This is a genomic window from Paenibacillus sp. FSL R7-0302 (assembly GCF_038006885.1).
Taxonomy (GTDB): Bacteria; Bacillota; Bacilli; order Paenibacillales; family Paenibacillaceae; genus Paenibacillus_AQ.
Window position 1 is genome coordinate 2706760 of the sequence record NZ_JBBOWB010000001.1, and the last position, 26691, is coordinate 2733450.

28 protein-coding genes are annotated in these 26691 nt (G+C 50.7%); 5 read left to right on the forward strand and 23 right to left on the reverse strand.

Annotated elements, in window-relative coordinates; genetic code table 11:
* Positions 1-11: 11 nt before the first annotated feature.
* From MKY96_RS11870 to MKY96_RS11895, 6 genes are read right to left on the reverse strand one after another with little or no spacing between them, the layout of a single operon-like run.
* A complete protein-coding gene (locus tag MKY96_RS11870; RefSeq protein ID WP_340940577.1) occupies positions 12-584 on the reverse strand; it encodes a tripartite tricarboxylate transporter TctB family protein in 573 nt (190 codons plus the stop codon).
* Positions 523-1554 (reverse strand): tripartite tricarboxylate transporter substrate binding protein, encoded by a 1032-nt coding sequence (locus tag MKY96_RS11875; RefSeq protein WP_340940578.1) that lies wholly within the window; start codon positions 1552-1554, stop codon positions 523-525. The genes MKY96_RS11870 and MKY96_RS11875 overlap by 62 nt, the downstream gene beginning before the upstream one ends.
* A 37-nt stretch (positions 1555-1591) precedes the next feature.
* Positions 1592-2500: a Nif3-like dinuclear metal center hexameric protein gene (locus MKY96_RS11880; protein ID WP_340940579.1), complete on the reverse strand. Its 909-nt coding sequence runs from the start codon at positions 2498-2500 to the stop codon at positions 1592-1594.
* A gap of 57 nt (positions 2501-2557) precedes the next feature.
* Positions 2558-3577: a zinc-dependent alcohol dehydrogenase gene (locus MKY96_RS11885; protein WP_340940581.1), complete on the reverse strand. Its 1020-nt coding sequence runs from the start codon at positions 3575-3577 to the stop codon at positions 2558-2560.
* A complete protein-coding gene (locus MKY96_RS11890; protein WP_340940582.1) occupies positions 3574-4464 on the reverse strand; it encodes a sugar phosphate isomerase/epimerase family protein in 891 nt (296 codons plus the stop codon). Before MKY96_RS11890 ends, MKY96_RS11885 begins: the two co-directional genes overlap by 4 nt.
* A gap of 37 nt (positions 4465-4501) precedes the next feature.
* Positions 4502-4792 carry a putative quinol monooxygenase gene (locus MKY96_RS11895; protein WP_340940583.1) on the reverse strand — a complete coding sequence of 97 codons (291 nt, stop codon included), beginning with the start codon at positions 4790-4792 and terminating at the stop codon, positions 4502-4504.
* Positions 4793-5058: 266 nt separating this feature from the next.
* Between MKY96_RS11895 and MKY96_RS11900 the strand changes: the two genes are divergently transcribed.
* A complete protein-coding gene (locus MKY96_RS11900) occupies positions 5059-5943 on the forward strand; it encodes a LysR family transcriptional regulator (protein ID WP_340940584.1) in 885 nt (294 codons plus the stop codon).
* Here the strand turns inward: MKY96_RS11900 and MKY96_RS11905 are convergent.
* Both MKY96_RS11905 and MKY96_RS11910 read right to left on the reverse strand, forming a co-directional pair.
* Entirely contained in the window at positions 5932-6708 is a 777-nt protein-coding gene (locus MKY96_RS11905; RefSeq protein WP_340940585.1) for a type I 3-dehydroquinate dehydratase, read from the reverse strand. The two genes, MKY96_RS11900 and MKY96_RS11905, sit on opposite strands and share 12 nt — an antisense overlap.
* A 118-nt stretch (positions 6709-6826) precedes the next feature.
* On the reverse strand, positions 6827-7495 hold the full coding sequence (locus MKY96_RS11910; RefSeq protein ID WP_340940586.1) for an MBL fold metallo-hydrolase: 669 nt from the start codon (positions 7493-7495) through the stop codon (positions 6827-6829).
* A 170-nt stretch (positions 7496-7665) separates the two neighbouring features.
* On the opposite strand from MKY96_RS11910, the gene MKY96_RS11915 reads away from it, so the two are divergent.
* On the forward strand, positions 7666-8082 hold the full coding sequence (locus MKY96_RS11915) for a VOC family protein (protein WP_340940588.1): 417 nt from the start codon (positions 7666-7668) through the stop codon (positions 8080-8082).
* Positions 8083-8512: 430 nt separating this feature from the next.
* Here MKY96_RS11915 and MKY96_RS11920 read toward each other — a convergent pair whose 3' ends face one another.
* Genes MKY96_RS11920 through MKY96_RS11965 form a run of 10 tightly spaced genes read right to left on the reverse strand, consistent with a single transcriptional unit; the run spans position 8513 to position 17603 of the window.
* Positions 8513-9670 (reverse strand): amidohydrolase, encoded by a 1158-nt coding sequence (locus MKY96_RS11920; RefSeq protein WP_340940589.1) that lies wholly within the window; start codon positions 9668-9670, stop codon positions 8513-8515.
* A 41-nt stretch (positions 9671-9711) separates the two neighbouring features.
* The gene (locus MKY96_RS11925; RefSeq protein ID WP_340940590.1) at positions 9712-10167 is read right to left on the reverse strand and encodes a MarR family winged helix-turn-helix transcriptional regulator; all 456 of its coding nucleotides are present in this window, start codon (positions 10165-10167) and stop codon (positions 9712-9714) included.
* A gap of 40 nt (positions 10168-10207) precedes the next feature.
* Positions 10208-10900 (reverse strand): SDR family oxidoreductase, encoded by a 693-nt coding sequence (locus MKY96_RS11930; protein ID WP_340940591.1) that lies wholly within the window; start codon positions 10898-10900, stop codon positions 10208-10210.
* A 44-nt stretch (positions 10901-10944) separates the two neighbouring features.
* Positions 10945-11724, reverse strand: a complete 780-nt coding sequence (locus tag MKY96_RS11935) for an ABC transporter ATP-binding protein (RefSeq protein WP_340940592.1) — start codon at positions 11722-11724, stop codon at positions 10945-10947.
* A gap of 28 nt (positions 11725-11752) precedes the next feature.
* On the reverse strand, positions 11753-12892 hold the full coding sequence (locus MKY96_RS11940; protein ID WP_340940593.1) for an ABC transporter substrate-binding protein: 1140 nt from the start codon (positions 12890-12892) through the stop codon (positions 11753-11755).
* Between the two features lie 37 nt (positions 12893-12929).
* Positions 12930-13727, reverse strand: a complete 798-nt coding sequence (locus MKY96_RS11945; protein WP_340940594.1) for an ABC transporter permease — start codon at positions 13725-13727, stop codon at positions 12930-12932.
* Between the two features lie 36 nt (positions 13728-13763).
* On the reverse strand, positions 13764-14591 hold the full coding sequence (locus MKY96_RS11950; RefSeq protein WP_340940597.1) for a VOC family protein: 828 nt from the start codon (positions 14589-14591) through the stop codon (positions 13764-13766).
* A 23-nt stretch (positions 14592-14614) separates the two neighbouring features.
* The gene (locus MKY96_RS11955; protein ID WP_340940599.1) at positions 14615-15595 is read right to left on the reverse strand and encodes a zinc-binding dehydrogenase; all 981 of its coding nucleotides are present in this window, start codon (positions 15593-15595) and stop codon (positions 14615-14617) included.
* Positions 15592-17154, reverse strand: a complete 1563-nt coding sequence (locus tag MKY96_RS11960) for a class I adenylate-forming enzyme family protein (RefSeq protein ID WP_340940600.1) — start codon at positions 17152-17154, stop codon at positions 15592-15594. The genes MKY96_RS11955 and MKY96_RS11960 overlap by 4 nt, the downstream gene beginning before the upstream one ends.
* A 38-nt stretch (positions 17155-17192) precedes the next feature.
* Positions 17193-17603, reverse strand: coding sequence for a PaaI family thioesterase (locus tag MKY96_RS11965; protein WP_340940602.1), 411 nt, complete (start codon positions 17601-17603; stop codon positions 17193-17195).
* A gap of 185 nt (positions 17604-17788) precedes the next feature.
* Between MKY96_RS11965 and MKY96_RS11970 the strand changes: the two genes are divergently transcribed.
* Positions 17789-18763 carry an MBL fold metallo-hydrolase gene (locus MKY96_RS11970; protein WP_340940603.1) on the forward strand — a complete coding sequence of 325 codons (975 nt, stop codon included), beginning with the start codon at positions 17789-17791 and terminating at the stop codon, positions 18761-18763.
* A gap of 5 nt (positions 18764-18768) precedes the next feature.
* Here MKY96_RS11970 and MKY96_RS11975 read toward each other — a convergent pair whose 3' ends face one another.
* Positions 18769-19809, reverse strand: a complete 1041-nt coding sequence (locus MKY96_RS11975; protein WP_340940605.1) for a M23 family metallopeptidase — start codon at positions 19807-19809, stop codon at positions 18769-18771.
* Positions 19810-20018: 209 nt separating this feature from the next.
* Between MKY96_RS11975 and MKY96_RS11980 the strand changes: the two genes are divergently transcribed.
* Both MKY96_RS11980 and MKY96_RS11985 read left to right on the forward strand, forming a co-directional pair.
* Entirely contained in the window at positions 20019-20744 is a 726-nt protein-coding gene (locus tag MKY96_RS11980) for a response regulator transcription factor (protein ID WP_340940606.1), read from the forward strand.
* Positions 20741-22504, forward strand: coding sequence for a sensor histidine kinase (locus MKY96_RS11985; protein WP_340940607.1), 1764 nt, complete (start codon positions 20741-20743; stop codon positions 22502-22504). Before MKY96_RS11980 ends, MKY96_RS11985 begins: the two co-directional genes overlap by 4 nt.
* A gap of 8 nt (positions 22505-22512) precedes the next feature.
* Here the strand turns inward: MKY96_RS11985 and MKY96_RS11990 are convergent, their stop codons facing one another.
* The 4 genes from MKY96_RS11990 to MKY96_RS12005 form a co-directional block, all read right to left on the reverse strand.
* Positions 22513-24780, reverse strand: a complete 2268-nt coding sequence (locus MKY96_RS11990) for an excinuclease ABC subunit UvrA (protein WP_340940609.1) — start codon at positions 24778-24780, stop codon at positions 22513-22515.
* Positions 24770-25336, reverse strand: coding sequence for a dihydrofolate reductase family protein (locus MKY96_RS11995; protein WP_340940611.1), 567 nt, complete (start codon positions 25334-25336; stop codon positions 24770-24772). The genes MKY96_RS11990 and MKY96_RS11995 overlap by 11 nt, the downstream gene beginning before the upstream one ends.
* Positions 25337-25499: 163 nt before the next feature.
* Positions 25500-25925 (reverse strand): SRPBCC family protein, encoded by a 426-nt coding sequence (locus MKY96_RS12000; protein WP_340944539.1) that lies wholly within the window; start codon positions 25923-25925, stop codon positions 25500-25502.
* Positions 25926-25962: 37 nt separating this feature from the next.
* Complete coding sequence (locus MKY96_RS12005) at positions 25963-26649, reverse strand: TetR/AcrR family transcriptional regulator (RefSeq protein ID WP_340940613.1); 687 nt, start codon at positions 26647-26649, stop codon at positions 25963-25965.
* Positions 26650-26691 lie beyond the last annotated feature (42 nt).

Below are 26691 nucleotides of genomic sequence, written 5' to 3' on the forward strand. Positions count from 1 at the left end.
GACTCCTTTGCCTAGAAATTGAAGTAACCTGCAGGGAATGGCAACCGGAGCCAATATACAAAGATGAAATAAATGATTGCAGTCTGAACCGCTGAATATAACGCAGCTTTTGCATAGGGATAGGAACCGATGATTTTGAATAAAGCAATAGAAATGATAAACGTGCTAAGGGTATAACCCAAATAGCTGATCAAGCCCCAATAAGCAAATAGGGTCAATGCAACCCCTAGCATTCGGCGCATAGTGGATCTGTCGGGGAACTGCACCTTGAAGCGCTCCCCTTTTTTGACCAGCAGGATGAAGCCAAACAGAAGCATGGCAGCACCGATCACTCCCGGCATGAGGTGATCTCCGACATACGTACTCTCTCGGGCAGGATATAATCTCACGGACTCGGATACCGCTAATGCGCCAAAAAACATTGTGATTACGCCACCGATACGATCGGACAACATGTGCTCACCCCTTTTTTTGTGGTTAATTGGCAAAAGGAAGGTGAAAGCACCCTTCCTTGTGTGCTGCTTATTGTCCAGGTCTTGGAATGCCGAACTTCTCCGGTGATTCTTTGGCTTTGCCGGCATCATAGATCAACCAGGCCTGTTGCGACTGCCAGGCATTAATATATTCCCACGCCTTATCACCTGTCAGGCCCAGAGGAGTATAGCCATTGGTTTTGGCGAAAGCCTGGAACTGCTGATCTTCATAGCCCTTCTTGAACGCCTCCGTCAGTGTCTGTACCACATCCGCAGGAGTTTCTTTTTTGACAAAAACACCGAACCATGGTCCTGTAGTCTTGAGCATCGGCTGGGCTTCAGGCTTGATTGCTCCAAGGGCCGGCACATCAGGAATGGACTCCACAGGATCGTTGGAGACAACCGTCAGGCCTTTAAAATCCCCGCTCTTAATATATTGAATGGCCGATCCCGCCGACAGCACCGTAGCATCGATCTGATTGCCCAGCAGTGCTGTAATTAGCGGGTTATCACCCTCGAACGGAACCGATTTGAATGTAGCCCCAAACAGGTTGTCCAGCATAATAGATGCAACCCAAGGCAAGGTGCCTACACCGCCAACGCCTAATGAAATGCTGTCAGGCTGGCTTTTAGCGGCATTTAACAGATCGTCGATTGTATTATAGGGAGAGTCCTTGCTTACTACAATCACGCCGGCAATTTTGGAGAAAATGTAAATTGGCGTAAATTCCTTGTAGGTTAAATCGGATAGTCCAAGCACAGGGTACAGCGTACCGTCTCCAGTGTTAAAGAGCAGATTGTAGCCGTCTGCCTTCTGGTCATAGACATATTGCTGGCCTATGGTGCCGGAAGCCCCGGGCTTGTTGACAATCACAATACTTTTACCAAGTGCTTTCTCGGCAGCGATGACGGCAGTCCTTGAGACCAGATCCGTACCTCCTCCTGCAGCCCAGGGAACAATGCCGTTAATATTGGCGTTAGGATATTCATTCTTGCGGGCCGCAGTTTCCGAGCATCCGGCTGCTACGATAGATACGCTTGCGGCCAGGAGAACGATGGATATCAATTTCTTCAACTTCATGGTTTACACTCCCATATTCTGATGTAGTAAGTTTATGCTACAAACCAAATGATTCCATATTGATCCTATCCGGCATAACCATATGTCTGACCGGCGCTTCCGCCTGGGATAGCTTCACCTGTACCTCGTATCCTCCCCGGTCAAGTCCTTGCTTCAAACGGCTCATCAGACTGAGTATCCCGGGCAGCTCCACCTCGTAGTGACAGAAATCAAGCAGACATATGCCGATTTCGGCTGCATACAGGCGGTTGTCATGTCTTACATCACCGGAGATCAGAAGATCGGCTCCCATGCGTTTGGCCTGGTCCAGATCGGAACGTTCACCTGCCCCTACCTGTACAGCAACCGACCGAATAAGACGGTCATCCGCACCTACAACATTTACCGGACCGGTAACCGTTCCTTCTAACCGCTTAATCAGCTCAATCAGTGTACAAGGGACAGCCAGCTTACCCACTCTGCCAAAGCCTGCCTCCAGATCAGGATCGATGCCCTCTCCCTTTGGCACTGGTATGCTTGCTGCATTGACTTCCGCAGGAGTGGTGGCGAGAAAAGCATAACCCTCATATAGAGCTCTTGACTCGGCGGCTCCTGCTGCCCGCATTAGCGTGTCTGCTGTACCATGGGTTAAAAAATCCAGATTGTTATGGCAGACCACAAATGCAATATTATTCTGGGTTAACCTGCGGACCGCTCTGCCCTCGAAGGTATCCGGTGTAATCCGCTTGACCCCTTTGCCCATAATATGATGATGGGTTACGATCATGCCGCAGTTCAGGTTAACAGCCTCTTCTATAACTGCTTCCGTCAGGTCTACAGCCATTAGCACGGTATCGACATTCAAGGAAGGCTCCCCGACAATAAGTCCGGAATTATCCCTGGCGGCTACACACGCAAAGGGTACGATCGTATTTAAGACACTCATGACTTGCTCACATGTGGCCATTGTGCTCACTCCTCTTGCTGACGCAGATATATACTAATCAAATGGTATTACTTGGTTTTAAGGCCGCACCAGTACTTTAATTACCGGCTCTTGCCTGGAGACCATCATATCAAAGCCGTATTGCGATTGTGCCATAGGCAGAATATGCGTAATCAACGGACTGAAATCAAAACCGCTGTTAATCAGGTTTACCGCATTCTCGAAATCACCCTGAATGATCCCTCTGCAGCCGATGAGCGACTGTTCTCCTGCTACCAGCCGGTAAAAGTTCCCCTCCAGAATCCGGGAGGTCATAGGAAGCAATATGATAGTGCCGTTCAAGCTGGTCATAGCGCAGGCATCTGTAATAATCTCTTGTGCGGTAGCTGTAACAATAGTAGCACACACTCCGCTAGAACCGGTATAGTTCTGAATCTCTTTTGCCGCATTGACCTTGAGCGGATTAATGACCCGGGTCGCTCCCAGCTTCAAGGCCACCTCCAGATTATAATCGATCGGGTCAATACAATAGATTTCGCTGTAACCAAGGCTCCGGGCGGCGATCAGGGCAACCAGACCAATCGTGCCGGTACCGAGGATGGCGATTGGTCCCTTGCCTGCATGCTTCAGTCGATTCATGATATGGAAGCCAATGGAGAGCGGCTCCGCAATGGCAGCAGATTCCAGCGATATTCCATCGGCAATACTGAAGAGGGTACTCTCAGGCACGTTAATATATTCGGCAAAAAATCCCATCATCTTGTCACTGCCGGCCACAATCTTGTCGGGGCAAATATTAATCTGGCCAGCTTGGCAAAAGCGGCATTTGCCGCAGGGAATGGCGTGATTTACAACGACCCTGTCCCCTGGCTTGTACTGTGTAACAGAAGCTCCGACTTCTGCAACCACACCGGACATCTCATGACCCGGAATCATCGGCGGTTTGCGGAAGGGGTGTTCATCATGGAATAAATGAATATCCGAGCCGCAGATTCCTGCATATTCAACTTTCACCAACACCTCATGATCTTGTAGTGAAGGTACAGGAGCGTCTAGAATCTCTACCCGGTGCTTCATGGTAATAACGGCTGTCTTCATCGCTGCTCACCCCCGAACAGCTTCTTGAACCCGACGACTGATTGGCGGTAACCTTCTTCCAGCGTCCCCCCATCCGGCACGAAGAAGTTCTCCAGGGAGACCACACCGGAATAGTTATCCTTGGTCAGAGCCTCCGCAATATTCTCCATAAAAGGTGCCATAGCGCCTTCCCCTACATTGGTTGAGGTGATTATACTCTTTCGGATATCAACACTGCCATCCTTGATGTGAATGTGGCCAATATAATCCTTCAGCTCCTCATAGGCATCAGGATAAGGAGTTTCACTGTGAAAAAGAGTGTTAGCCGGGTCCCACAGGATTTTGAAACGGCTGCTGCCCATGTCTTCTACAAATTTTCGGGTAAGATAAGCTGAGGTCAGCAGAGTGTTTACTCCTGTCTCAATCAGCAGGTCAATCCCATGATCTTCTGCCAGCCGCACTGGCTCTTCGAATAAGCGCAGCATCTTGGGCCAGGTCCGGTTATGGTAGGCATTTCGCACATCTGCACCATGATATCCCCAAATCGCCATTTGTCTGGAAAAGGTCAAACAACGGATTTGACTGCAATTCAGATATTTAGCAAGTTCAATCTGTGCCTTAATCTCTTCTATATTCGCTTGATAAGTTGCATCGCCAAGTTCAATATGCTGTGCAGACTGATCCCGGAAGGCAAACCCGCCTACCACAGCGGCCTGGATATCGTATTTTATCAGCAGTTGTTTGATTGCCTGATGCTCTTCATCGGTGTGTGTGCCGACACGCTTTCCCCATACCCACTCAATATCCGCGTATTTCAGACCGTCCTGCTGCATAACAGCCAGAGCATGTTCGAAATCCCCGTCCGGGCCGCAGATGTCCGATGGTATTGCTCCCAATTTAAGTCCCATGATTTTCGGCTCCATTATCTATGAAATGTATTTGATTTCAATAAACGAACTCATATTTCTCCACCTGCACAGGCTGGCCGGGCTTGGCATACGCATTCAATCTTTCGCGGTATCCGCCAGCTTCAACTAACTTCAGGTGGGCATCCAAGTATTCTTGATTCTCCCATGTTTCGATGATTGCCGCTACATTCTGCTCGCGGTTCACATATAGCACATACTCCACACAGCCGGGTTCTTGCCTTGACTGATCCGCCAGCTCCTGAACTACAGCCGTGTACTTCTCCAAACTACCTTCGATGAGCGTTCTCTTGGCCACAATCTTCAGCATGAGCTTCCTCCATTTAATATAATTGGATTACTAGGAATTAATTCGCTACGTAGTCTGCTTCCCTATCACTTGTTCTTAGTATAGTGGAAGAATAGGATTTTGACTCATTCTATTTGTCTAGTAATCTATAGGATTAATCTATGGAAAATTCATTCAGCTGCGATAATCCCTTGATATTCCGACCTATTTACTGTAGTATCAAATAAACCATTTCCAGCCTCTCAACTTCAGCATATTGCAACCTACATCAAAGGTGGAAGAGCCTCATGAATTATAATTCCTTATATTATTTTAAAATTTTGGGCGAGACAGAGCATTTTGGAAAAGCCGCGCAGCAGCTGCACATTGAACAACCCAGTCTAAGCCAAAGCATCAAGCGGCTCGAAAAAGATTTGGGCATTTCCTTGTTTGAAAAACGCGGCCGAAATGTGTTTTTAACGCAGTCTGGTCGGGCTTTTCACAATAAAATTCAGCAGGCGTTCGAATTAATTGATGCTGCGGCCATCGAGCTGCAGCCGAAAGACCCGCTTGAAACGATTGTAATTTCTTCGGTCCACTCGCATCCGAGATCCGAGTTCTCTAAATATGTAACCGGGTTTCTTAATCAGCCCAGCCATCAGAACATACGGATTTCCATTTATGAGCGGCATACACCCGAATCCTTCGAAGCCTTAAGAAACAATCTGTGTCATCTAATCGTTTGTTCAAGCAAAAGCAAACAGGATGATTTTGAATATGTTCCCATCTTCAAGCAAAAGGTCAGCTTAATTGTGCCAGAGTCCCACCCGTTGGCAGCCTACGATCAGATTGATATCGCAGAAGCCCTCTCTTATAAATTCATCTATCCGGCACAAATCACAGGGATGTGGACGATTTTTGAGAAAATGTTTGCCGAAATCGGTGCTCTGCCTCCGGTCGCGCTTGAAGCCGAAAGTGTGACTTTTACCGCCTCGCTGGTAGCCAATAACTTCGGAATTGCGCTTTCACCTGAGGCAGAGCATATTAACCAGTACAATGTTAAGAAAATCCGGTTGACCAATGAGTCGAGCAACTTCTACCACTATCTGGCCCATTCCAAAAGCAGGCCTCTCAGTCCTGCTGCTGAGCAATTCAAGACATTTATCACTAAGGAAACTGCATTACTGGCTTAAATGAATACGGTCACGAAACCGTCTCATTTCATTAATATGGATCTGTGATGTATGGGAACGGCTATCTCCAGCCGCCACAAAGGTCATATCAGAGCCGAGGTAGTCACCTAACACGCGCATAAGCGGACTAGCCTTGCCTACGGCACCGGCAATCACAGGAATCTTCAGGAAGCTGTTCCTGGCCTCATGGATCACATCGCTGAAATCGGCCAGTTCACTGAAGCTGCTTGCTTTGACGATCATTTTATTAATATCTGCGCCCCAGTCCTGTCCAGCTTGCAGCACCTTCAGAATTTCAGTGCGATTCATTTTTCGTTTGAAATTATGATGGGATATGATCAACCTGATGCCGCGGCTATGCAGCTTCCGGCTCCACGCCAGTAAGCATTCTTGTCCGTAACGCTGTTCAATATCTACAAGCTCTACCATTCCTGTACTGCTGATGTGATCGATCAGCCCGAATTTCTGACTATCAGAAATATCGCTCGCACCATCCTCAAGGAAGTGACGGGTAGTGAACAGAATAGGAATATTCCCGACAGCTGCCCGTAATGCTGTGAGACCCGCAAGGATGGCTTCAGGTTCAGGATAAGCTTCGAAATGGTCCGCTCTCCACTCGAATAGATCAGGTGCGAATTTCATTGCAGCCGTTGCATCCTCTACCAGACGGTCCATAGTTTTGCTCACCAGCGGAACACACATCAGGTATTTTTCCCCGCCAAAAACGATTTCCCCTACACGTAACTGTGCCCTGTCTCTCGCCAATCCAATCCCCTCATTTCTATAAACATCACTCTAGTTTAATAAAAATGAGTTGTCCAATAACTTATTCCAATGAAACCTATAGCAATATCCATTGGAAAAAGCCGCCAAAATGGCGGCTTCATCTTGCATTTACTATTTTCTGGAGAGATTCCTTGATTCGTTGTGTAGCTTCGTTACCATGATAGGTTATCACTTTTTTAATATCCAGCTCCAGCAGCTTGGCAATCGACTTCAGTGCAGTAGGGTGATCCAACGTGTAATATTTGTCGCAGGACAGGAGCTTACCATCCTTTGAGTTTAAGGCATCGCCGGCAATTAACGTTTGCGTCGGGATATGATAGAGCGACATATGATCTGGCGTGTGTCCTGGGGTAAAGACGACTTGAATGCCGCCGGCCAGAGGCAGAATGTCCCGATCCTTCAGTGCCGTATGAACGTGCACGGACGGTGCAAAAGTTGTACCTCTAATAAGCGGAATGGCTCCCGTCAAATAGGGTACAGTCTCCTCATGTGCGAGCACCGTCAACTCGTTTCCCCTTTCCCGAATGAGCTCCGGCAGGCTGCCAATGTGATCGCTGTCTTGATGCGTAATGATGACATGCGTCAGCTCATCTAGTCCAAAGCCTTCCCTTTCAAGTAACACACGAATCTTATCCAATTGCCCGGGAATGCCAGTATCCACAAGTACAAGATGGCGTTCATCCCACAACAATGTCGGATATACAATAAAAGAGCCCATTCGCAGCTCTATCGCTTTAATTCCGCTATTTGGTCGAGACATGGACATTCCTTTATCATCCTTTCCTGTTTCAAAAATAGAACAATCGAGATAAACGCAGTCCTCTCGTTGATCACTCTATTATATTATCCTCATTTTCATCGATGATAACAAATATGTTTGATGTGATATAATCATAAGAACCATTGGCAAATATATGACGAAGAGGTGTATGGAACATGGCATTAACGTCCGCATTCACGAGCCTCAACCTGCCTGTTAAAAACGTAGCACAATCGAAAGCGTTCTTCACCGGACTCGGATTTGAGCTCAACTCGCAATATCCTGATAACGAGACTTCGGTAGCCCTCTTGATCGGCGACAACCTGCAGGTCATGCTGATCGATCAAGTCTTCTTCAATACACTCACGGAGAAGCAATCCGTCGATACGGGCAAGTATGCGCAGCTGACAATTGCTTTGGAATTCGAAAGCCGGGAAAAGGTCGATGAAATCGTAAATACCGCTCTCTCCTTAGGCGGGAAATTGCACGCTGAACCTGAAGATCATGGGTTCATGTATCATTGGGGCTTCGTGGATTTGGACGGCCATCTGTGGGCGATTAATTGCATGAACACGGATGCGGCAAAAGGTTGAGCTAACGAAGAGTAAGTGTTCTTACTAAGATTCCAAAAGAAAGACGCCGGGCATCTTTCCAGGCGTCTTTCTTTGATAGATACGAATTTATATGTTTTGGGGTCCACGCAAAGTACCTGAGTCATCACCTACGCTAAAGCCCCACTTTGTGGGGTTATTTTGATCATTAGTTGTGTTCGGTTCAGGCTTTGAAATTGTCCAGGATCTATAGTAACTAAACCTGCGGGTGAAGGATGTGCTAGTGCCACCTATCACCGGCCACTTGTAAGGAGTAGCAATGTTGCACATTTTGCAGGATTTCTTCTATAAATGTTATGGGCAGCGCTACATTGTTGCATTATTTGCACAAATTTCAGTGTTTAGAGCAAGTTAGCGCTGGAATTGTTGCATTTCGTGCAGGATTGTATGCTGTTTTCCGCATACATGGGTCTTACCGGGTATTCAATTCGTTAAGGCAGCGCACCGCCAGATGGCTGTAATATTCCGCAGCCGGGAGCAGCGCGTCCTCTTCCGGATTAAACTTCGGATGATGCAGCGCATAGGGCGAGTTAGACCCCACAAACACAAATGCGCCGGGAATGTGCTGGAGATAGTAGGAGAAATCCTCTCCCCCCATGCTTGGCCCGAGCACTTTGGTGACATACCCGGATGCCTCCGCCGTATCGCTGGCGAATTTAGCCCAGTACGCGTCGTTAATCGTGGCTAGTGGTCCGGGGTACCATTTCAACTCGGCTGACACTCCTGCCGATGCTCCGATTCCGTCAATAATTTGCCGGATCGTGTCTGGAATACGTTGCTGCACTCCCACATCAAGCGTTCTGACCGTCCCTTCAAGCTCCACTGTCCCTGGAAGGACGTTCCATGTGTTCCCGCCTGTGATTCGGGTGATGCTGACCACGACGGCATCGAGTGCACTGACCCGGCGGCTGGCGATCGTTTGCAGAGCCAGGATGATTTGGGAGGCGGCAACGATCGCATCGGTCCCTTTCTCAGGCGTTGCCGCATGGGCGCCAATTCCGTTAATGACGATTTCGAACCGGTCAACGCCGGCAGTGATGGCGCCTGCGCAGGTGCCCAGCTCCCCTACCGCAAGCTCCGGCGAGTTGTGAAGGCCGAAGATCGCCGATACGCCTGCTAGTCCGCCAGAGTCCACCACGCCTTTAGCCCCGTGTCCAGTCTCTTCAGCCGGCTGGAATATGATACGTACGGTTCCTTGCAGCTCTTGCTCTTTTTCCTTCAATAGATAGGCGGCTCCCAAGGCGACGGTAGTATGAAAATCGTGACCGCACGCATGCATTTTTCCCGCAACCTTCGATCGGAACGGAACGTCCGTCTTCTCGTCGATCGGTAGCGCATCGATATCCGCCCGCAGAGCCATAACCGGTTCCCTGCCTGTACCTATTTGCGCAATGACTCCTGTCTTCAGGCTGGGTAAATCCAGAATTTCAATATCGGCTTCCTGTAACCACGCTTTAATTTTTCGCGTCGTTTCGAACTCCTCATTGGATAATTCGGGCTCCAGATGCAGATTGCGGCGGATGCCCACCAAGCGTTCCTGCAGCTCCGCAGTTAAACCGGGATTGGCCATACGAATGCCTCCTTTAACTCTGATGATGTAGGGCAACCTTGTCATTCTTGAAGGTAGCGGCTTAATTCTTCGGTGTAACGCTCAATAAAGTGCAAGATCAGCTTTTGCTCGTCCGGGGAATAACTGTCGAAGTCCCGGTCGATATCCGAGCTTCGGGACTCGTGATAGCGGTAATGGCCTTCAAATGCGAGCTGTCCAAGCTCCGTCAGCCGGAAATAGACCTCTTTCTTGTTATCCTCCCGCTGGAACTTGCAGATGAGCCCCTTTGAGCCCAGCTTGGCGATCGTCTTGGAGGCGGTTCCCTTGGTGATGCTCAGTATGCCGGCAAGCTCTGTCAGATTAGAGTCGTGATGTCTTCCAATGGCTTCAATCATATGGATTTCTGAATAATACAGCAGCATGCCGGACACATATTCCTTTGGCTTTTTATTCAGAATATTATATATTTCAAACATCCGTCCCAAGGCCAGGTCCACTTGAATATGAAACTGATCCAATACAACCGCTCCTCCCTTGTCCAATCCCAGCTTATATCGGCTAAAAAGTGTCACCCAGCATCGGCCGGACAGTAAGCTCTTCGACGACCGCCTGCGGACTTAATGATAGGATGGCTGCAACCAGCAAACCGATGTCGCTGCCCTCCAGCAGCCGGTCCGTAGCTGTCTGCTCATTGGGAACGCGCCGTTCGGTGAAGGTACCGCCGGGATGGATCAGCGTCACACCGACTCCGGCAGGCTTCAGCTCCTCCCGCAGACCGAGCACGTAATTTCGCAGCGCCGCTTTGGAAATCCCGTACAGTGAGGTATCCGCCCGCAGTCCTGCTGTCGATCCGATGACCAGAATGCGCGGGTATGTACCTTGGCGGATCAGCGGCAGCAACGTCCGCACCCAATTGTAGTTGGATACGACATTGGCCAGCAGGAGGCGTTCCAGCGTTTCACCCTTTGGCTCCGTAACGGAACGGGTGTCATCAAAGAATGCGGCAGCGTTCAGGATGAGCACATCCGGTTGAAATTGCTGTTCCTTCATATATAAAAGGAGCCGATCCGCTGAATCCCCGCTTGTCTGGTCTGCCGTGAACACCAGTGCCTTCCCGCCAAGCGCGGTTCGCGCTTCGGCTAAGGATTCTCCGCTGCGCCCCACCAGCAGCAGTTCATGACCGGCGATGGACAGCTGCCGGGCAATCGCAAGTCCGATCCCCCGGCTGCCCCCCGTAATGATGACTCTCATCGAAATCCCCCTATATCAGCCAGTCTGTAGTCCCTTTCATCGGGTTAAATAAAATATTCGGTGTCTTTGCTCTGGACCGGGTTGTTGATTGCCATATAAATCTTCTCCACGATGCTTAAGAGCTCCATATCGTTCCGGTTACGCGGCCGGTCGAACGGTACGTCGAAGATTTGCTGGATGCGGCCGGGACGCGGACTGAGCAGGACAATTCTGGTCGCCAGATAGACGGCTTCAGCCACATCATGCGTGATGAAAAAGATCGTCTTCTTCTCTTTCTCCCAAATACGGATCATTTCGTCCTGCAAGGTCAGCCGCGTCAGATGGTCCACCGCGCTGAACGGCTCGTCCATAAGGATGACCCGCGGATCGGCGACCAGCGTCCGGGCAAGCCCGGCGCGCTGCTTCATGCCCCCGGAGAGTTGATGCGGATATTTGTCTTCGAAGCCAGCCAAGCCTACAAGCTCGATCGTCTTTTGCACCTTGGCGCGCCGCTCCTCGCGGCTGACGCCGGCAATCTCCAAGCCGAATTCGATGTTGCGGCGGATGCTCCGCCAAGGGAACAACGCGGAATCCTGAAATACGACGCCGATGTCGCGGCTGGCTCCGGCCTGCGGAACCTGATCCAGCAGTACCTCTCCGCTCGTTTGGGATAGCAGACCTGCGGTAATTTCCAGGAGCGTGCTTTTTCCGCAGCCGCTTGGTCCCAGCACGCATACAAATTCCCCGTCCTGCACCGTGAGGTTAATGTCCTGCAGCGCATAGGTTTGCGCTTCATCGATATTCTCGTATTCCTTGGTAATATGCCGAAGCTCGATTGTGGGCATGAGATCAGCTCCTTTCCCGCTTTACCTTTTACTTGTCCGCCTTATACTTGCCCAGCTTCAGCCTTTTGGCTACGTTCTCCGCAAACGTGTTGTCGAAGGTGCCGTCAACCGAGATTTTGTCCCGCTGCATGCCGTATTCATTCAGCAGATCCTCGGTCACCTGCAAGCGGTCTTTATCGACAATCGGGTCGTTCTCCCAGAGGACGATTTCCGATTCAATTGCGGTACGCGCCGTCTTCTCATCCAGGTTCAAATACTTGGCCGCCCAAGGCAGGAATTCATCCAGATGCGTCTTGGCGTATTCGTTGGCATAGAAATACACTTCGAGTACTCGTTCCACTACTTCCGGCTGCTCATTAATCAGCTTCTCGCTGGCTACCAGCACACCGGTCTGGTATTTCGGCATGAACTCCCAAGTCTTGGCCAGTACATTCCCCTTACCGGCTTGCTCCGCAATCGTGGCGAACGGCTGGTGAATAATAGTGGCGTCAACTTCGCCCGATTCAAACGTCGCATAAGCCGATTGATACACACCGTTCGGCACAAGCTCAACATCCCTTTTCGGATCGATGCCGTTCTGTGTGAGCACCTCCATCAAGGTGAGCGGCATACCGCCGATCGGCTGCGCAGAACCAATCTTCTTGCCCTTCAAGTCAGCGAACGTCTTGATCTCCGGCTTGGCAATGATCCAGTAAGCCCCGCGGCTTCTCCACATATTGCTGACGACTTTAATCTTCACACCGTTCACAATGGCAGGGATATAGGTTCCGGGGTCCCCGTCGGCGATGTCGACCTCTCCGGCTCCGAACGCCGCAACCGGGTTAATCGTATCGACAAAGTCTAGCTTAATGCCAGCCTCCTCATACCAGCCCTTGTCGATGGCGAACTGATTGGCAATTCCGGTCATCCCTTTGGAGAAACCGGCCGTCAGGGTGACCTCTTTGTTGTCCCGCCCTTTCCATGGCGGAATCCCTGAAGCGATATCCACGGTTGTATTGTCCAGAGTACTTGAAGCTGCCTCTGTGCTGCTACCGGTTTCCGCAGAACCCGTGGAGTTGGAGGAAGCAGGAGCATCCTTGGCGGACGAGCCGCAAGCGGCGAGCGTGAGAACCAGGGATATGGAGATCACTCCGCTAATTGTTTTGCTTAACCATTGATTTGAGTACATGTGTCTCTTCCCCCCGTATATAATGTGCAAATCTTAATCAGGCCACGCGGCTCGGCATCCACCGGCGGCAGACCAATCTCTCGATCAGGTTGATCAGCCCGACGAACAGAACGGATAACACCGTCACCACAATAATGACCAAATACAATCTTGGCGTATTTAGTACAGCCTGGGACTCATTAAGCAGAAAACCAAGCCCATTCTTCGCTGCTGCCATCTCGGCAAATACGACGCCAGTGATCGCCGTCGCCGCCGTCACACGCAGCCCGTTGAAAATGGAAGGGAGCGCGGAAGGCAGTAAAACCTTGAATACCGTCTGCGCCCGGCTCGCCTTAAACACTTTGGCCAGCTTCAAATGCTCCGTCCGGGTCTGCTTGGAGCCCGTAACGGTGTTATACAAAATGTTGAAAAAGCAGAAAAGAATGACCAGGATGACCTTACTCTTGAAGCCGATGCCGAACCATACAATGAGCAGCGGCATGATCGCCGTTTTCGGAATCGCCATGATCGCGGCCATCAGCGGATCAATCAGCTTTTCCAATAACGGAAATGAGACGTATAACACACCAAGCCCGATGCCTGCTACCGCCGAAATAAGATATCCTACTGCAACCTCTTGCAGGGAAATGGACAAATGCGGCCAAAGTGTGTTTTCTTGGAGCATATACACGAACTCCTGTACAATCTGGGACGGGGAGGCCAAGAATACCCGGCTCACCCACTCGTTGGACACCGCTAGCTGCATACCCGCCAGCAGGATGACTACAAATGCGATTTGTACGCATAGAATCCATAGGTTTTTCGCTTTAGTGTCTTTTTTGGTGCGTAACGCCATGTGATGCCTCTCCTTTCCTTCAGGCGTCCCCTACGATTATTTCAAATGATAGAAAGAACCGTGAAGGTTGACGTACTGCTCGGGTGAGCCTGCCTGACCGCTGTTCAATCCGACTAGAAACGGACGTTCTCCCCTGGATTGCAAATACTCTTTTGCGGGTCCCTCATGATCCGGCTCCAAAAATACCAGTTGGAACGAGCCCAGAGAAATGACTTGTTTCTTGCCCTTCCAATAGTCATCATAGACAGCTTCCCCGGCCTCTAAGTGGAGCCATCTCGTCCATCGGCTGACCGTCGCTCCCAAGTCGCGAACCGTAAATGCCACATAATCCAGTGTCACGGGACCACGGGCATGATCCGTTATGGTGCCGTTTGCCGTCAGCCCGGCCCTCCTGTCCTCATCGGCCTCGTTCCATTGGATGAAGAAGGGCAGCGGCAGTCCTTCTTCAGGTAAGCCTGCGAACAACAGCTTCCATTCCAGCAGTTTCCCGTCCGGCCTTCTGCGGGAGCAATCCACAGGACCGATTACCTGATAACCCTCGGTGGCTAGCTGCTCCGCCAACGCTTCAATTTGCTCCGTCCGCAGCGCGATCCGGCTGAGCCCTTCGACAAAACCGTCACCTGCCAGCGTATCCACGAGCCCGTAACGCTCAGTATCCTGGTGGGGAGGCAGCAGCTTCGGGTCAAAAATTCCGATCCATTCGATATAGCGCAGATCAAAATACGTCAGTGCGTTATACGTTCCGATCAATTCGTGCCTTCCGCCGTTCACTGTATGAACCCCCAGCTCTGCAAGCTCTGCCAGCATTTGCTCAGGTTTATTCACGAAATGTACGGCATGATCAAACGTTAATTGAACTCCCATGGTCCGCTCCTCCTTGTCCTCAGTTAAGGATGAATAATGATCTTGCCGAAAAATTCCCGTTCCTCGATCAAACGGTGCGCTTCCCTGATATCCTCAAGCGGCAATACGCGGTCTATGACCGGCTTCAGCTTTTTACGGCTGACCAAATCCAGCAGCGTATGCAGATCTCCCTCTCCCCAGCCGTTGGAGCCGATGATCGAAATCTCGCGAACCCATACGTACCGGAGGTCCGTCACAGCTTCGAAGCCCGTCGTCGCTCCGCAGGTCAGAATCCGCCCTCCTTTGCGTGTCGCCTTGATGCTCTGCGGCCAGGTGGCTTTGCCGGTATAATCCACTACAATATCCGCACCCTGCTTGTCCGTCAAAGCCCATACTTCCTTGGCAAAATCGGATTTGCTGTAATTGATCACATGATCCGCTCCAAGCTCCTTCAGCTTCTCCGCCTTGCTGTCTGATCCGGCTGCTGCAATAATGCGTGCTCCTGCCAGCTTGGCGATCAGCACTGCAGCATTCCCTACGCCGCCGCTGGCCCCCAAGATAACAATCGTTTCGTTGGCCTGAAGCTTGCCCTGCGTAATCAGCATCCGCCAGGCCGTTCCATAAGCGATTGGCAGTGCTGCCGCCTCGTCAAAGCTGATGTCTTCCGGAAGAGGAATCAAATTGATTGCCGGAACCTTTACGTATTCCGCCAGTCCACCCGTCGTATCTTCGCCGAGCGCCCCTTTGCCCTGGATATGCGGATCGATCAGAACGCGGTCGCCAGGCTGCACGTTCGTCACCCCGCTTCCGATCTCTTCAACAACGCCGGCGACATCTCCGCCCGAAATATGGGGCAGCTCCAGCTTTCTTCCGGGAATTCCCCTTCTGACGAAAATATCGAGGTGGTTCAGGGATACCGCCTTGACTTGGACCAGAACTTCTCCAGGACCGGCTTCCGGTTTCGGATAATCCCCCACCACTACATTGCTTCGGTCTCCATGTTCAAGAATCAGCGCTGCTTTCATATCGATTTGCCCACTCCTTTTTGTAATTGTTCAGCCAACATTTGTTTGAGCCGCGTCCGGTCCACTTTCCCCGGACCGGTCAGCGGAAAAGCATCCAATTCGTAAATCTCGCGCGGATGCGCATAGGCCGGTCCCCGCTCGATGAAGAACCGCTTGATTTCCTCACGACCCGTGTGATGATTTAATACGACAAATGCTACAGGCACCTCACCTTTAAGTTCATGAGGAACCGGAAGCACACAGGCATCCTCGACATGCGGATGCTGAAGCAGGATGTTCTCGACTTCCTTCGGATAGACATTCTCGCCGCCTACGTTGATCATGTCGTCCTTGCGTCCAACAATGTAGACATAACCCTCATCGTCCTGCCAGGCCATATCTCCTGTTTTGAGCCAGCCGTCTGAGGTGATCCGTTTGCGTGTCACCTCCGGCAGATTCCAATAGCCGTCGGCTACGCCAGGGTTACTCACCCACAATTCGCCGATCGTTCCTTCCTGGACATCTTCTTCAGCCGCATCCACGATCCGAATCGAGCATCCCGGCAGCGGGAAGCCGGCTGATCCCGGCTTGTGCAGGCCCTTGCGCGATTCCAGCACAACCGGTCCTCCTTCAGTAAGGCCGTAGCCTTCATACACCTCGATGTTCATCCACTGCTTGATGTCCTCCAGGAGTTCAACCGGCGTATCAGACGATCCGCAGATCGCATACTTCAGTGAGCTGAGATCATAAGCAGCGGAGGACTCTTTCAGGTGAGTTACCAGCATCCGGTACAGGGCCGGAACGCCGGAAATATAAGTGGCCCGATGCGTCCCGATGGCTTGAAAAATAGCCGCAGGCTCAGGCGCCGGAAGGATAACGGCCGATGACCCGGAGTAGAACACCGCCTTCATGGACAGCATTGCATTCTTATGATACAGAGGCAGGGAGAGCACGGCCCGGTCTCCCGGCTGCAAGCCGCGGATGCCGGCAATCGCTGTGACGTTCCACAGCTGACCGCTATGAGTGAGGCGGCAGCCTTTGGGATTTCCCGTAGATCCGGACGTGTACGGAAGCAGGCACAGATCACCGCCGCAGGTCGGATACAGGTCCAACCGGGTATCCTGTGACGACAGTATTTCATCATAATCCAATGAATTCAGTCCGGGATCGTCCGGATGTGATTCCGCGGTGCAGATGATGCTCGCAGTGACATCCGCCTCCTGATGGATGAGCTTAGCCTTGTCCCCCATCGATGAATGGTAGACCAGCAAGCGGCTGCCGCTATCCTTGTAAATATAAGTAAGTGTATCTGCGCCAAGCTTTGAATTCATCGGCACCGGAACCGCTCCTATGGTCATCAGTCCGAAGCAGATTTCCAAAAACCTGAAGTCGTTGATGAATAGCACGGCCACCCGGTCTCCCGGCTCAATCCCAAGTCCGGCAAACAAATGGCCCGCCTGGTTGGTACGGCTCTGAAGCTCACCGTAGCTTATCGTTCTCCCTTGGGCAATGATTGCCGGACTTTGGGGAGCACGGGCTGCAGAGGAACGAATGATTTCTGCAAAATTGTAAGCGTTCATCGCTGCTCCACCCTCGTTTTCTGAATATTGTTAGTTTCTTACTCCTGTTTGGAGCTGAACAATCCTCTTCCAATTGCAACGGCTTTACCGGATTCATCGGCTGCCACGATATCGGCGATGCTGACGGTCCTTCCCAGCTTAACTACGGAAGCGGTAAACAGCAGATCCCCCGCCCTCCCGGGACGCAAGTAGTCGATTTTGAGATCGACCGTCGGTACCGGCTGGTTCAGTTGGCTGAACACGGCAAAATATCCGGCGATGTCGATGACAGTGGCAAGAATCCCCCCGTGGATATATCCATCGGCGGAGGTATAGAAGAGCTCATTATAGGGCAGCCGGATGGTAAGGGACTGATCGTTCACTTCTTCTAACCGGATGCCCAGAAACTGATGAAACTTTGTACCGGTCAGAACCGGCTCTATTTCTTCTCTAGTTAAAACGGCGGCCAATGGATGTTCATCTCCTTTTTGTTTGCCTATGAAACATTTTTATTCATACTAAACCGATAGGCATTGAATGTCTAATTGAATTTTTCTATATCACAACAAAAAAATCTATAAGCCATTGACGAAAGGCTCTGCATTGATCTATAGTTCTCACTAAACTTCGATTTACATAAAGAGGAGATCAATACATGGAGACACCGCTGAAGCAAATCTATCAGATTCGCATCCCGCTCCCCTTTCGGCTCAATCACGTGAACAGCTATCTTGTTCAGGACGGGGCCTGGTGGAGTGTTATCGATCCCGGGCTGGACACCGTAATTACCGAGAAATCATGGGTGCAGACGCTGCATCAGCTCCATATAAAGCCCTCTGAGATCCGCAACATTTACATTACGCATTTCCATCCTGACCACTATGGATTTGCCGGTAAGATGCAGCGCTGGGCAGGAGCTGAGGTGCTCGCAAGCCGCGAGACTTATGCCTTGGCGGAGCACTATTATAGCCAAGAGCAGGGAGAGCGAAATCTCCAATTTTATTTAAAAAGCGGAATGCCGGAGGTGCTTGCTCAGGAGGTAGCTGTGCTGGATTCGCAGCTGCTCCAGCAAATTTCCCCAATTACAGGAACGAAGGTAAACCTGCTGGAAGGGGACTCGATCACGCTCGCCGGGGAGCCGTATGAGATCGTGCTCGGCGGTGGCCATGCTGAGGGCAGCGTGGGGTTCTGGAATGCGGAACGTCAGGCGCTGATTGGCGGGGATCTGCTGCTGCAGACAATCACGCCCAATATCACCTATCAGTACGAAGACGATGAGGATAATCCGCTGGCGTCATATTTTAAGACATTGCACGCGCTGCAAAGACGGAATATCCGCACCGTTCTGCCTGGACACGGACCGGTGTTTCAGCCGCAGACCGGCTTTTTTGAATCTGTGATCGCCCATCATAAGGAGCGGCTCAATCATGTCCTGGACATTGTGCAGGAGGCTGGAAGCGCCGGTTTGACGATATATGACATTAGCCTGAGACTGTTCTCCAAGGTTTTTGACAATGACAGCGCGCGGTTTGCGCTTGGGGAGACCTCAGCACATGTACGTTACTTGGAACGGCAAAAACTCTTGCGGGTGCAAGAGTCCTTTGGAAAGTATGCCGTTTATAAAAACTGACGCAATTAATCGGGCAGTCCCTGAAAAGAATTCCCCCGTGTCAGGTTCTGACTCTGATCGGCCCAGCGGATCTGAAGCGAACGCGAAGTAAAGATGTCAGGCCCGTCTGATACTTGAAAATGCAAGTGTGCTTCACTGGAGTTCCCTGAATTACCAAGATGTCCGATAAGATCTCCCTGCTGAACGTTATCCCCTTTTTTGACGGCTGCACTGCCTTGCTTGAGATGTGCTGTGATGCTGTGCTCCCCGTCTCCATGATCAATAACCACAACATTCCCGGCCGGTTCTTCAGCGTTCATCACGCCCGGAGTGTTATCCGGGATGTCATTTTTGACTTCAACCACCCTTCCATCTGCTGCTGCATAGATCGGTTCACCAAAAGCATAATAGTTCTCGTTGTCCGTTCCCTTATCTTCATAGCTTGCAGCATCCTGAGTGCGGATAATGTCGAGTGCGTAACGCTGGGTTTCATGAGCATAATGATAGTTAGATAACACATCGTTCCCGCCCCAGAACACAAACCATTCGCCCTTCAGCGGAAACTGGAATGCAGTCTTGGTCAACGCCTTATCCGTTGCTTCATGAGCTTCAAGCGGCTGAATAAGCAGCCCCGCAATCTGGTAATCTTCGGCGAAAGAGGCTTGAATCCCCTTAGTCCCCGTCTGATCCTTCCATGAGCTTTCAATCAGATTGTTCATTTTAAACTCCGTAACCTTCTCCCATGAAGCAACGCCTTCCATAAAGCTATCGGCAGTCGTCTTGAATTCGTCCAGCGATATGATTCCCTGTAGCTCCGGACTCATCTGCTTGTAGATGTCCTCCTTCGATCCCTTCATTAAGGTATCCATGAAATTGTCAGGTGTAATCATTGTGCCCTCCCCAGCTCCGTTCGCAGCTTCCTCAGATGGGGATGGACTGGATGTCTGTTCTACAGGTAATTGCTCTTGCGGTTCAGCTGATTTCGAGGTGCCGCAGGCAGATAATATCACACACGTACCCAGCACTACGGCAAGCAGCTTCCAGCTTTTCGAATATACTCTAGTCATTTCCCTGCACTCCTTTGTTAGCACGATATCTTTCCAGTTCAGTGTACGAAATCAATCTTATCTGCCGTCTAACCCACTCTTACGTCTATCTTAACTTTGCAGCGTGTTCTATCTCCAAAATTAAGCATCCGTTAAGGTTGCCGGCACGCAACACAGTGCTTCAGAATGGTATGATACTTGTATAAAAAGCTGGGAGGCTCTATTTCGTCATGGATGAAGTTTCAATTTTGCTTGTTGATGATGAACAGGCGATTCTGCATATGCTCCGAACGGTATTGCTCAAAGAGCAATTCCTGGATATTGATACGGTCACTACCGGTGAAGAGGCGATTGCGGCATGTGAAAAGAAAATCTATCACTGCATCGTGCTGGACGTAATGCTTCCAGGCCGAAGCGGGCTGGAAGTCTGCCCTTTTCTGCGTCAAATTACAGATGCCCCTATTCTCTTTCTGACTGCGAAAACTACCGATTATGACAAGCTGACCGGCTTTGCGGTTGGAGGAGACGATTATGTCGTTAAACCGTTTAACCCGCTGGAGGTAGTCGCACGGATCAAATCCCTGCTGAGACGATATTTGCCCAGACAGACGGAAGCAGAACAGGTGCCACAGGAAGGCATTTATGATTATGGACGCTTTCAGGTCGTGGAGCCAGCCGGTGAACTTAGGGTAGAAGGCCAGCCCGTGAACTGCCCAGCGCTGGTATACCAGTTGCTGCTGTTCTTTTGCAAACATCCCAATCGTATCTTCACCAAGTCTGAATTGTATGAGCGGGTCTGGGGATCGGAGGCCATTCGTGATGATAACACCGTCATGGTGCATATTCACCGGATTCGTGAGCGTATTGAGGCAGATCCCTCCAACCCTGAACTATTGGTGAACGTTCGCGGGCTAGGGTATAAGCTCATTCAGTCCGACATGGGGCCTGGGCGATGAGTATAAGACGCAGATTAATGACGCGGTTCATTGGCTTGCTTGCGGGTACGGTGATTCTGATCTTGATCATAGGCGGGAGTATAGCTTACTGGGTCATTCAGCAGTTGAATGAGGCTAGCCTTGTTGAAGATTTCGCCACTGTCGGGCTCGACCAGCTAATCAGTACAGCCGATATTTTGCCGGACGGCAGTGTTAAGTATGATCCCGGTCTGCTGAAGCGAATCGAAGAGAACAACGGCTGGCTTCAGATTCTCGATGAGCAAGGCCGTGTGCTGGATGCTTTTCATACTCCTCCTGATGTGCCGAATCACTATAAACCTGGAGAGCTCATATCCTATTGGCAAGGACAAAAGCCCTTTCCCTACGAGCTATATCTGCTTATCCGGGAACGACAAGGGATCAATTTCACCCTGCTGTATGGAGAGAACAACCAGGCCGTAACCATACTGGAGCAAGCATATAACGGGGGGCGTTATGCAAATAACAAGCTTGAACTGGCATCCGGGCAGCAGGACATCATCCGCGCGGCGGATGCCTATCTTCAGATTCTGGACGAACAGGGGCAGGAGATGGCTTCATTCAACAAGCCCGCAGCAGGGATTCCGGACAGCTACAGCATCCAGGATCTGATTCTGCGTACACGTTACCCCGCCCGGTATGGAATGACTGCAGTGACCAGCTATGATGAGCAGAACCATTCTACCTGGATGCTTAGTGTTCCACTTGGGAGCAAGCCGGCGGGGAGCAATGAGAACCCCTTCGGATTTATTTTTGGTCCAGCCCTGGCTGCACTTCTGGTATCTATTATCGGCTTGCTGATCCTGCTTGCTGTCTGGTATGCCAACCTGTTCGGTTATCCTATGCTCCATATGCTCCAATGGCTGCAGCGGCTGGAACGAGGACAATATGAGGAGCCGGCCGGCCCCCGCGGCAGGCCGCTTAGCCAGAAGAAGAACGGGAAATGGCGGCGGAAATATCGGGTATATACGGAAGTGTTACGTTCCATCCAGACGTTATCCGATACTCTGAAACAGGATAAAGAACTCCGCAGACAGACCGACTCTCTTCGCGAGGAATGGATTGCTGGAATCACCCATGATCTAAAGACACCCCTGTCCTCCATCCAGGGCTATGCACATATGCTGGAAGCAGAGAGATACGAGTGGGCTTCTAATGAAGTACGGGAATTCGCGGGCATTATGTTAGACAAGTCGATGTACATGGACAGGCTGGTAAGCGACCTGGCCATGACTTATCGTCTGCGCAGTGGCGGATACCAGCCCCCTGTTGAGCTAACGGATATCAATGCTCTGCTTCAGGATTTGGTACAGCGTGCTGAGCGTAACCCGGCTTATGGTGAGGGCCGCATTACGTTCCAGCCTGCCCCGGCTCAGGTACAGGGTTATGTACACATTCCCTCCTTTGAACGGATCATTGATAATCTGACCGCCAATGCCCTGCTCCATAATCCGCCGGACGCGAAGCTGATTGTAAGTGTGCAGCCAGGTAAAGAGGCAGGCGATTTCATTGTTCAATTTGCCGATAATGGACGCGGAATGGATCAGGAGACAGTGTGGAAGCTGTTCGAACGTTACTATCGCGGCACAGATACAGCGGCACCCGATGTCGGCTCAGGCCTGGGTATGGCGGTAACCAAAGGCTTGATCGAGGCTATGAAAGGGCGAATTGAGGTTCACTCGAATCCTGAAGAGGGAACGAAGATACGTTTGATATGGGATGCTCATTCAAGATTGCTATAAGGTTACTCTTATAAATTAGAATGAATAGCCTTGCGCAGATACGTACCTGTTATAGAATGTTCAGCAGCGGCAAGCTGGGGAGGTGTGCCCTCGAATACGATTTGCCCACCCCGGTGTCCGCCTTCGGGACCCATGTCAATAATCCAGTCTGCACTCTTGATCACATCCAGATTATGCTCGATGACCACCACGGAGTTGCCACTGTCGACGAGGCGGTTCATGATGTCCATCAGCCCTGAGATATCGGACATATGCAGTCCGGTTGTCGGCTCATCCATAACATATAGGCTGCCCTCTTTGTGAAGCTCTTCAGCCAGCTTGATGCGTTGGCACTCACCGCCCGACAAGGTGCTCAAAGGCTGGCCCAGCGTTACGTACCCAAGTCCCACATCCTCCAGTGTCTGCAGCTTGCGGAGCAGCTCCTTCTTGCTGAAGAACTCCGAAGCCTCCCGCACGGTCATAGCCAGGACGTCGCTGATGGATTGTCCATTGAGTCTATAGGTCAATACTTCATCGCTGAACCGCCTGCCCGCACACACTTCACAAGTCGTCCGTATGGGCTCGAGAAACGCCAGATCTGTGTAGATCATGCCTAGACCCTGACAGTTGGCACAGGCTCCCTTGGAATTGAAGCTGAACAGGGAAGCGCTAACCTTGTTGGCGGCTGCGAACAGCCGGCGGATGTCGTCCATTATTCCCGTGTAGGTGGCCGGATTAGAGCGGATGGATGTGCCTGCAGCCGACTGATCAATGACGATGGCTTCCGGATGTGAGGACAGGAAGGCTCCGTTAATCAGCGTACTTTTACCTGAGCCGGCAACTCCCGTTACCACAGTCAGTACTCCAACAGGGATATCAACACTCACCTCCTTCAGATTGTGCAAGCTGGTGCAGGCTACGCTCATTCGTCCCTTTGGCACTCTGACAGATGTCTTCAAGGGCAGACTTTGCTTCAAGTACCGTCCCGTTAACGTATCCGCACGGAGTAAGCCTGCAAAGTCACCATCATAGACGATTGTACCGCCACGGGCACCTGCATGAGGTCCTACATCAATAATATAATCAGCGATTTCCATCACTTCGCGGTCATGTTCAACAACAAGCACCGTATTCCCTTTCTCCCTGAGCTGGCGCAGCATGCCGTTCAGACGATGAACATCCCGCGGATGCAGCCCGACGCTTGGCTCGTCAAAGATATAGATCATGTCGGTAAGACTGCTGCTCAGATGGCGGACCATCTTAATGCGCTGCGACTCCCCGCCCGACAACGTTGAGGTCTGCCGGTCCAGACTGAGATACTCCAGCCCGATCGAGACCAGATGATTCAACCGGGTCAGGATTCCCTCCTTCATAGGCCCGGCAACGGGTTCCTGAATGGCTTCGATGATACAAATAAGCCCGCCAATCTCCATAGCCGCACACTCAGCGATGTTGTATCCGTTAATCCGGCAGCCTAAGGCTTCTTGATTAAGCCGGCTCCCCTTACACAGGCTGCATTCGCTGTAGGACAAGAACCGGTCAATGGATTCGCGTTTGGCTTCGGACAGCTCGCTGCTGTCCCGCTTCAGATACAGGCGTGTGAGCTTGGGCAGCAGACCTTCGTAATCCGATTCGATGGCTCCGCCCTTGGTGTTGTACACGATCTTGCTCTCTTTGCCATGCAGGAGGACATCCATCTCTTCCTGTGTGTAGTCAGCGAGCCGCTTATCGTTGTCGAATAGTCCGGAATGGGCATATGTATTCCATAACCAGCCCCCCACTTTGAAAGCGGGGAACAGAATCGCGCCATCATTCAGCGACCTGGACCTGTCAAGCAGCTTCTCTACATCGAACTGCACCATTTGCCCCACTCCCGAGCATTCCGGGCACATACCGGCCGGGTCGTTAAAGGCGAATACATGCGAATTGCCAATGAACGGTTTGCCGATTCTGGAGAACAGCAGCCGGAGCATAGCATTGATATCCGTGATCGTGCCAACCGTCGAACGGGAGTTGCCGCCGAGTCTTTTCTGATCGATGACAACGGCCGTAGACAAGTTCTCGATAAGATCGGCGTCTGGCTGACTATACCGGGGCATCCGGTTGCGGATGTATGCGGAGAACGTCTCATTAAGCTGCCGCTGAGCTTCGACACTGATAGTGTCGAAGACCAGCGAAGATTTGCCCGAACCTGAGACACCGGTGAAGATCGTGATTTTCCGTTTCGGAATGCGGACATTTACGTTTTTGAGGTTATTCTCTCTCGCGCCTTTAATGACGATATCATTAGCGTGCATCAAGCTCACCATCCCAATGGTATATGAGCTGAACAAGTCCGGAGGAGAAGGTTCTGGTATGAGCCAATTTCAAATTCAACCGTTCTTTGATATCCGCAAACAGCGGTTTTCCTTCTCCTAGAACTACAGGGTGTACGGATAATCTGAATTCATCCACAAGCCCTAATTGGATAAACGTTGTAATCAGACTTGCTCCGCCATATAACCAGATGTCTCTACCGGGTCTCTGTTTGATTTTGTTTACTTCTTCGAGAATATGGTCGTTTATAAAAATAGCTTCATGACCCTCCCCCTGCTGCGACCTGGAAAACACATATTTCTCTTTACTATGAACTAGTGCCCAAATTTCTTTGTCAGCATCCGAATCTTCATCCTTCGGAATGTATTGTCCAAATAGGTCATAGCTTTTTCTTCCATAAAATATGGTGTCCACCTGATTCAAAAATTGAGTGAACTCCAGCTCAGGGTCCATAATGCACCAGTCCACTTCCCCATTCTTCCCTTCAATGTAACCATCCAAAGTAACTGCCAAGTCTAAAATGATTCTTCTGCTCATGATTTATTGCTCCTCTCGTTGATTTAATATCATTATAAAGCTTAATCATGTCACCTTATGTCATATTTAAAACATCTGTTCTCCTTCTTTGAACGAAGAGTATGCTCCTACTAAGGCTTCAAAAAGAAAAACGCCTGGGATCCCAGGCGCCTTTCTTTGATAGTTAATTGTGCTCGGTATACGCTTTGAAATTGTCCATGATCGCTTGCCAGCCTGCTTGCTGGAGCTCGACGGGGTTGGCTTTTTCCGCATCGAATGTTTGAATGATCTTCGTCTCATTCCCTTGATCGACGAACGTAATCTCCACTCTTCTTCCGTCTTCTATGGTGTAACTGATCACTTCGTGCTGATTCACGACATCGTATACGCCGCCAAAATCAAAGCCCATGCTGCCGTCCTTCGCTTCCATCCGTGTCAGAAAGGTACCGCCGGCCTGCAGATTGTTCTCGGCTCTCGGCGCATGCCAGTCCTCGGACGCCTGATTCCACTTCGTGATGTGATCCGGCTCGGTCCAGTAGCGCCATACCTTCCCGATAGGGGCTTGAACCACGGCTTGTACAGTTACTTTCGTCGGTTGATTCGCTTCCATTTCAATAGACACCTCTCTCATGATCTTCGTCGCTTGATTACTTACCATTGTCTCCTAACTGTTTGTGCAATATCCCCTGAAGTATTACTTCAATGGCCCAGAAGAACCTCTCCTTGGAGGCAGTATCTCCCGAGAATAAATCAGTCTTCAGACTGTTCATCAACGGAAACCGTACCGGATCTGCTTCATTATAGTAACTCTGGGCAGTTTCCATCAGTTCGTTTGCTCTCTTTGCCTTCTCCAAGGAAATGGAAGACACGTACAGGAGCAACAGGTCCGTTCCCCAAGCAGCGGACGTTGAGGTGATTCCTCCCTTCTGGAGGACGGTAAGTAAATACTCATTCAGACGAAAAGCATGATTCCCAATAGGAATCGTCTGTAGAGACAGCTCAGCTAATCCGGGTTGCTCGATAAGCAGCTCCGCATAAGCATGCAGTGCTTGAAATAACTGCTCCTTCCAGTTATCGTCCGTCAGCTCCGGCAGGTTCAACTCACCGAGACCAAGGTCAAGCACATAAGAACTCAATTCCTGCAAATTTTTGACGTAAACATACAGGGAGGAAGGTCCAGTGTCCAGTTGCTTGGCAACCTTCCTCATGCTCATACCGGAGGTCCCTTCCTGCTTCAGCAGCTCATACGCGGTTTTGACAATTAGTTCATGACTGAGGGGGTCTTTGGCTGGCCGGTTGCGGCGGCTCACAATTTCACGTTTTGGTTTCATCATACTTTTCTTATAACATGCCGGAAGACAATAGTAAATACATAG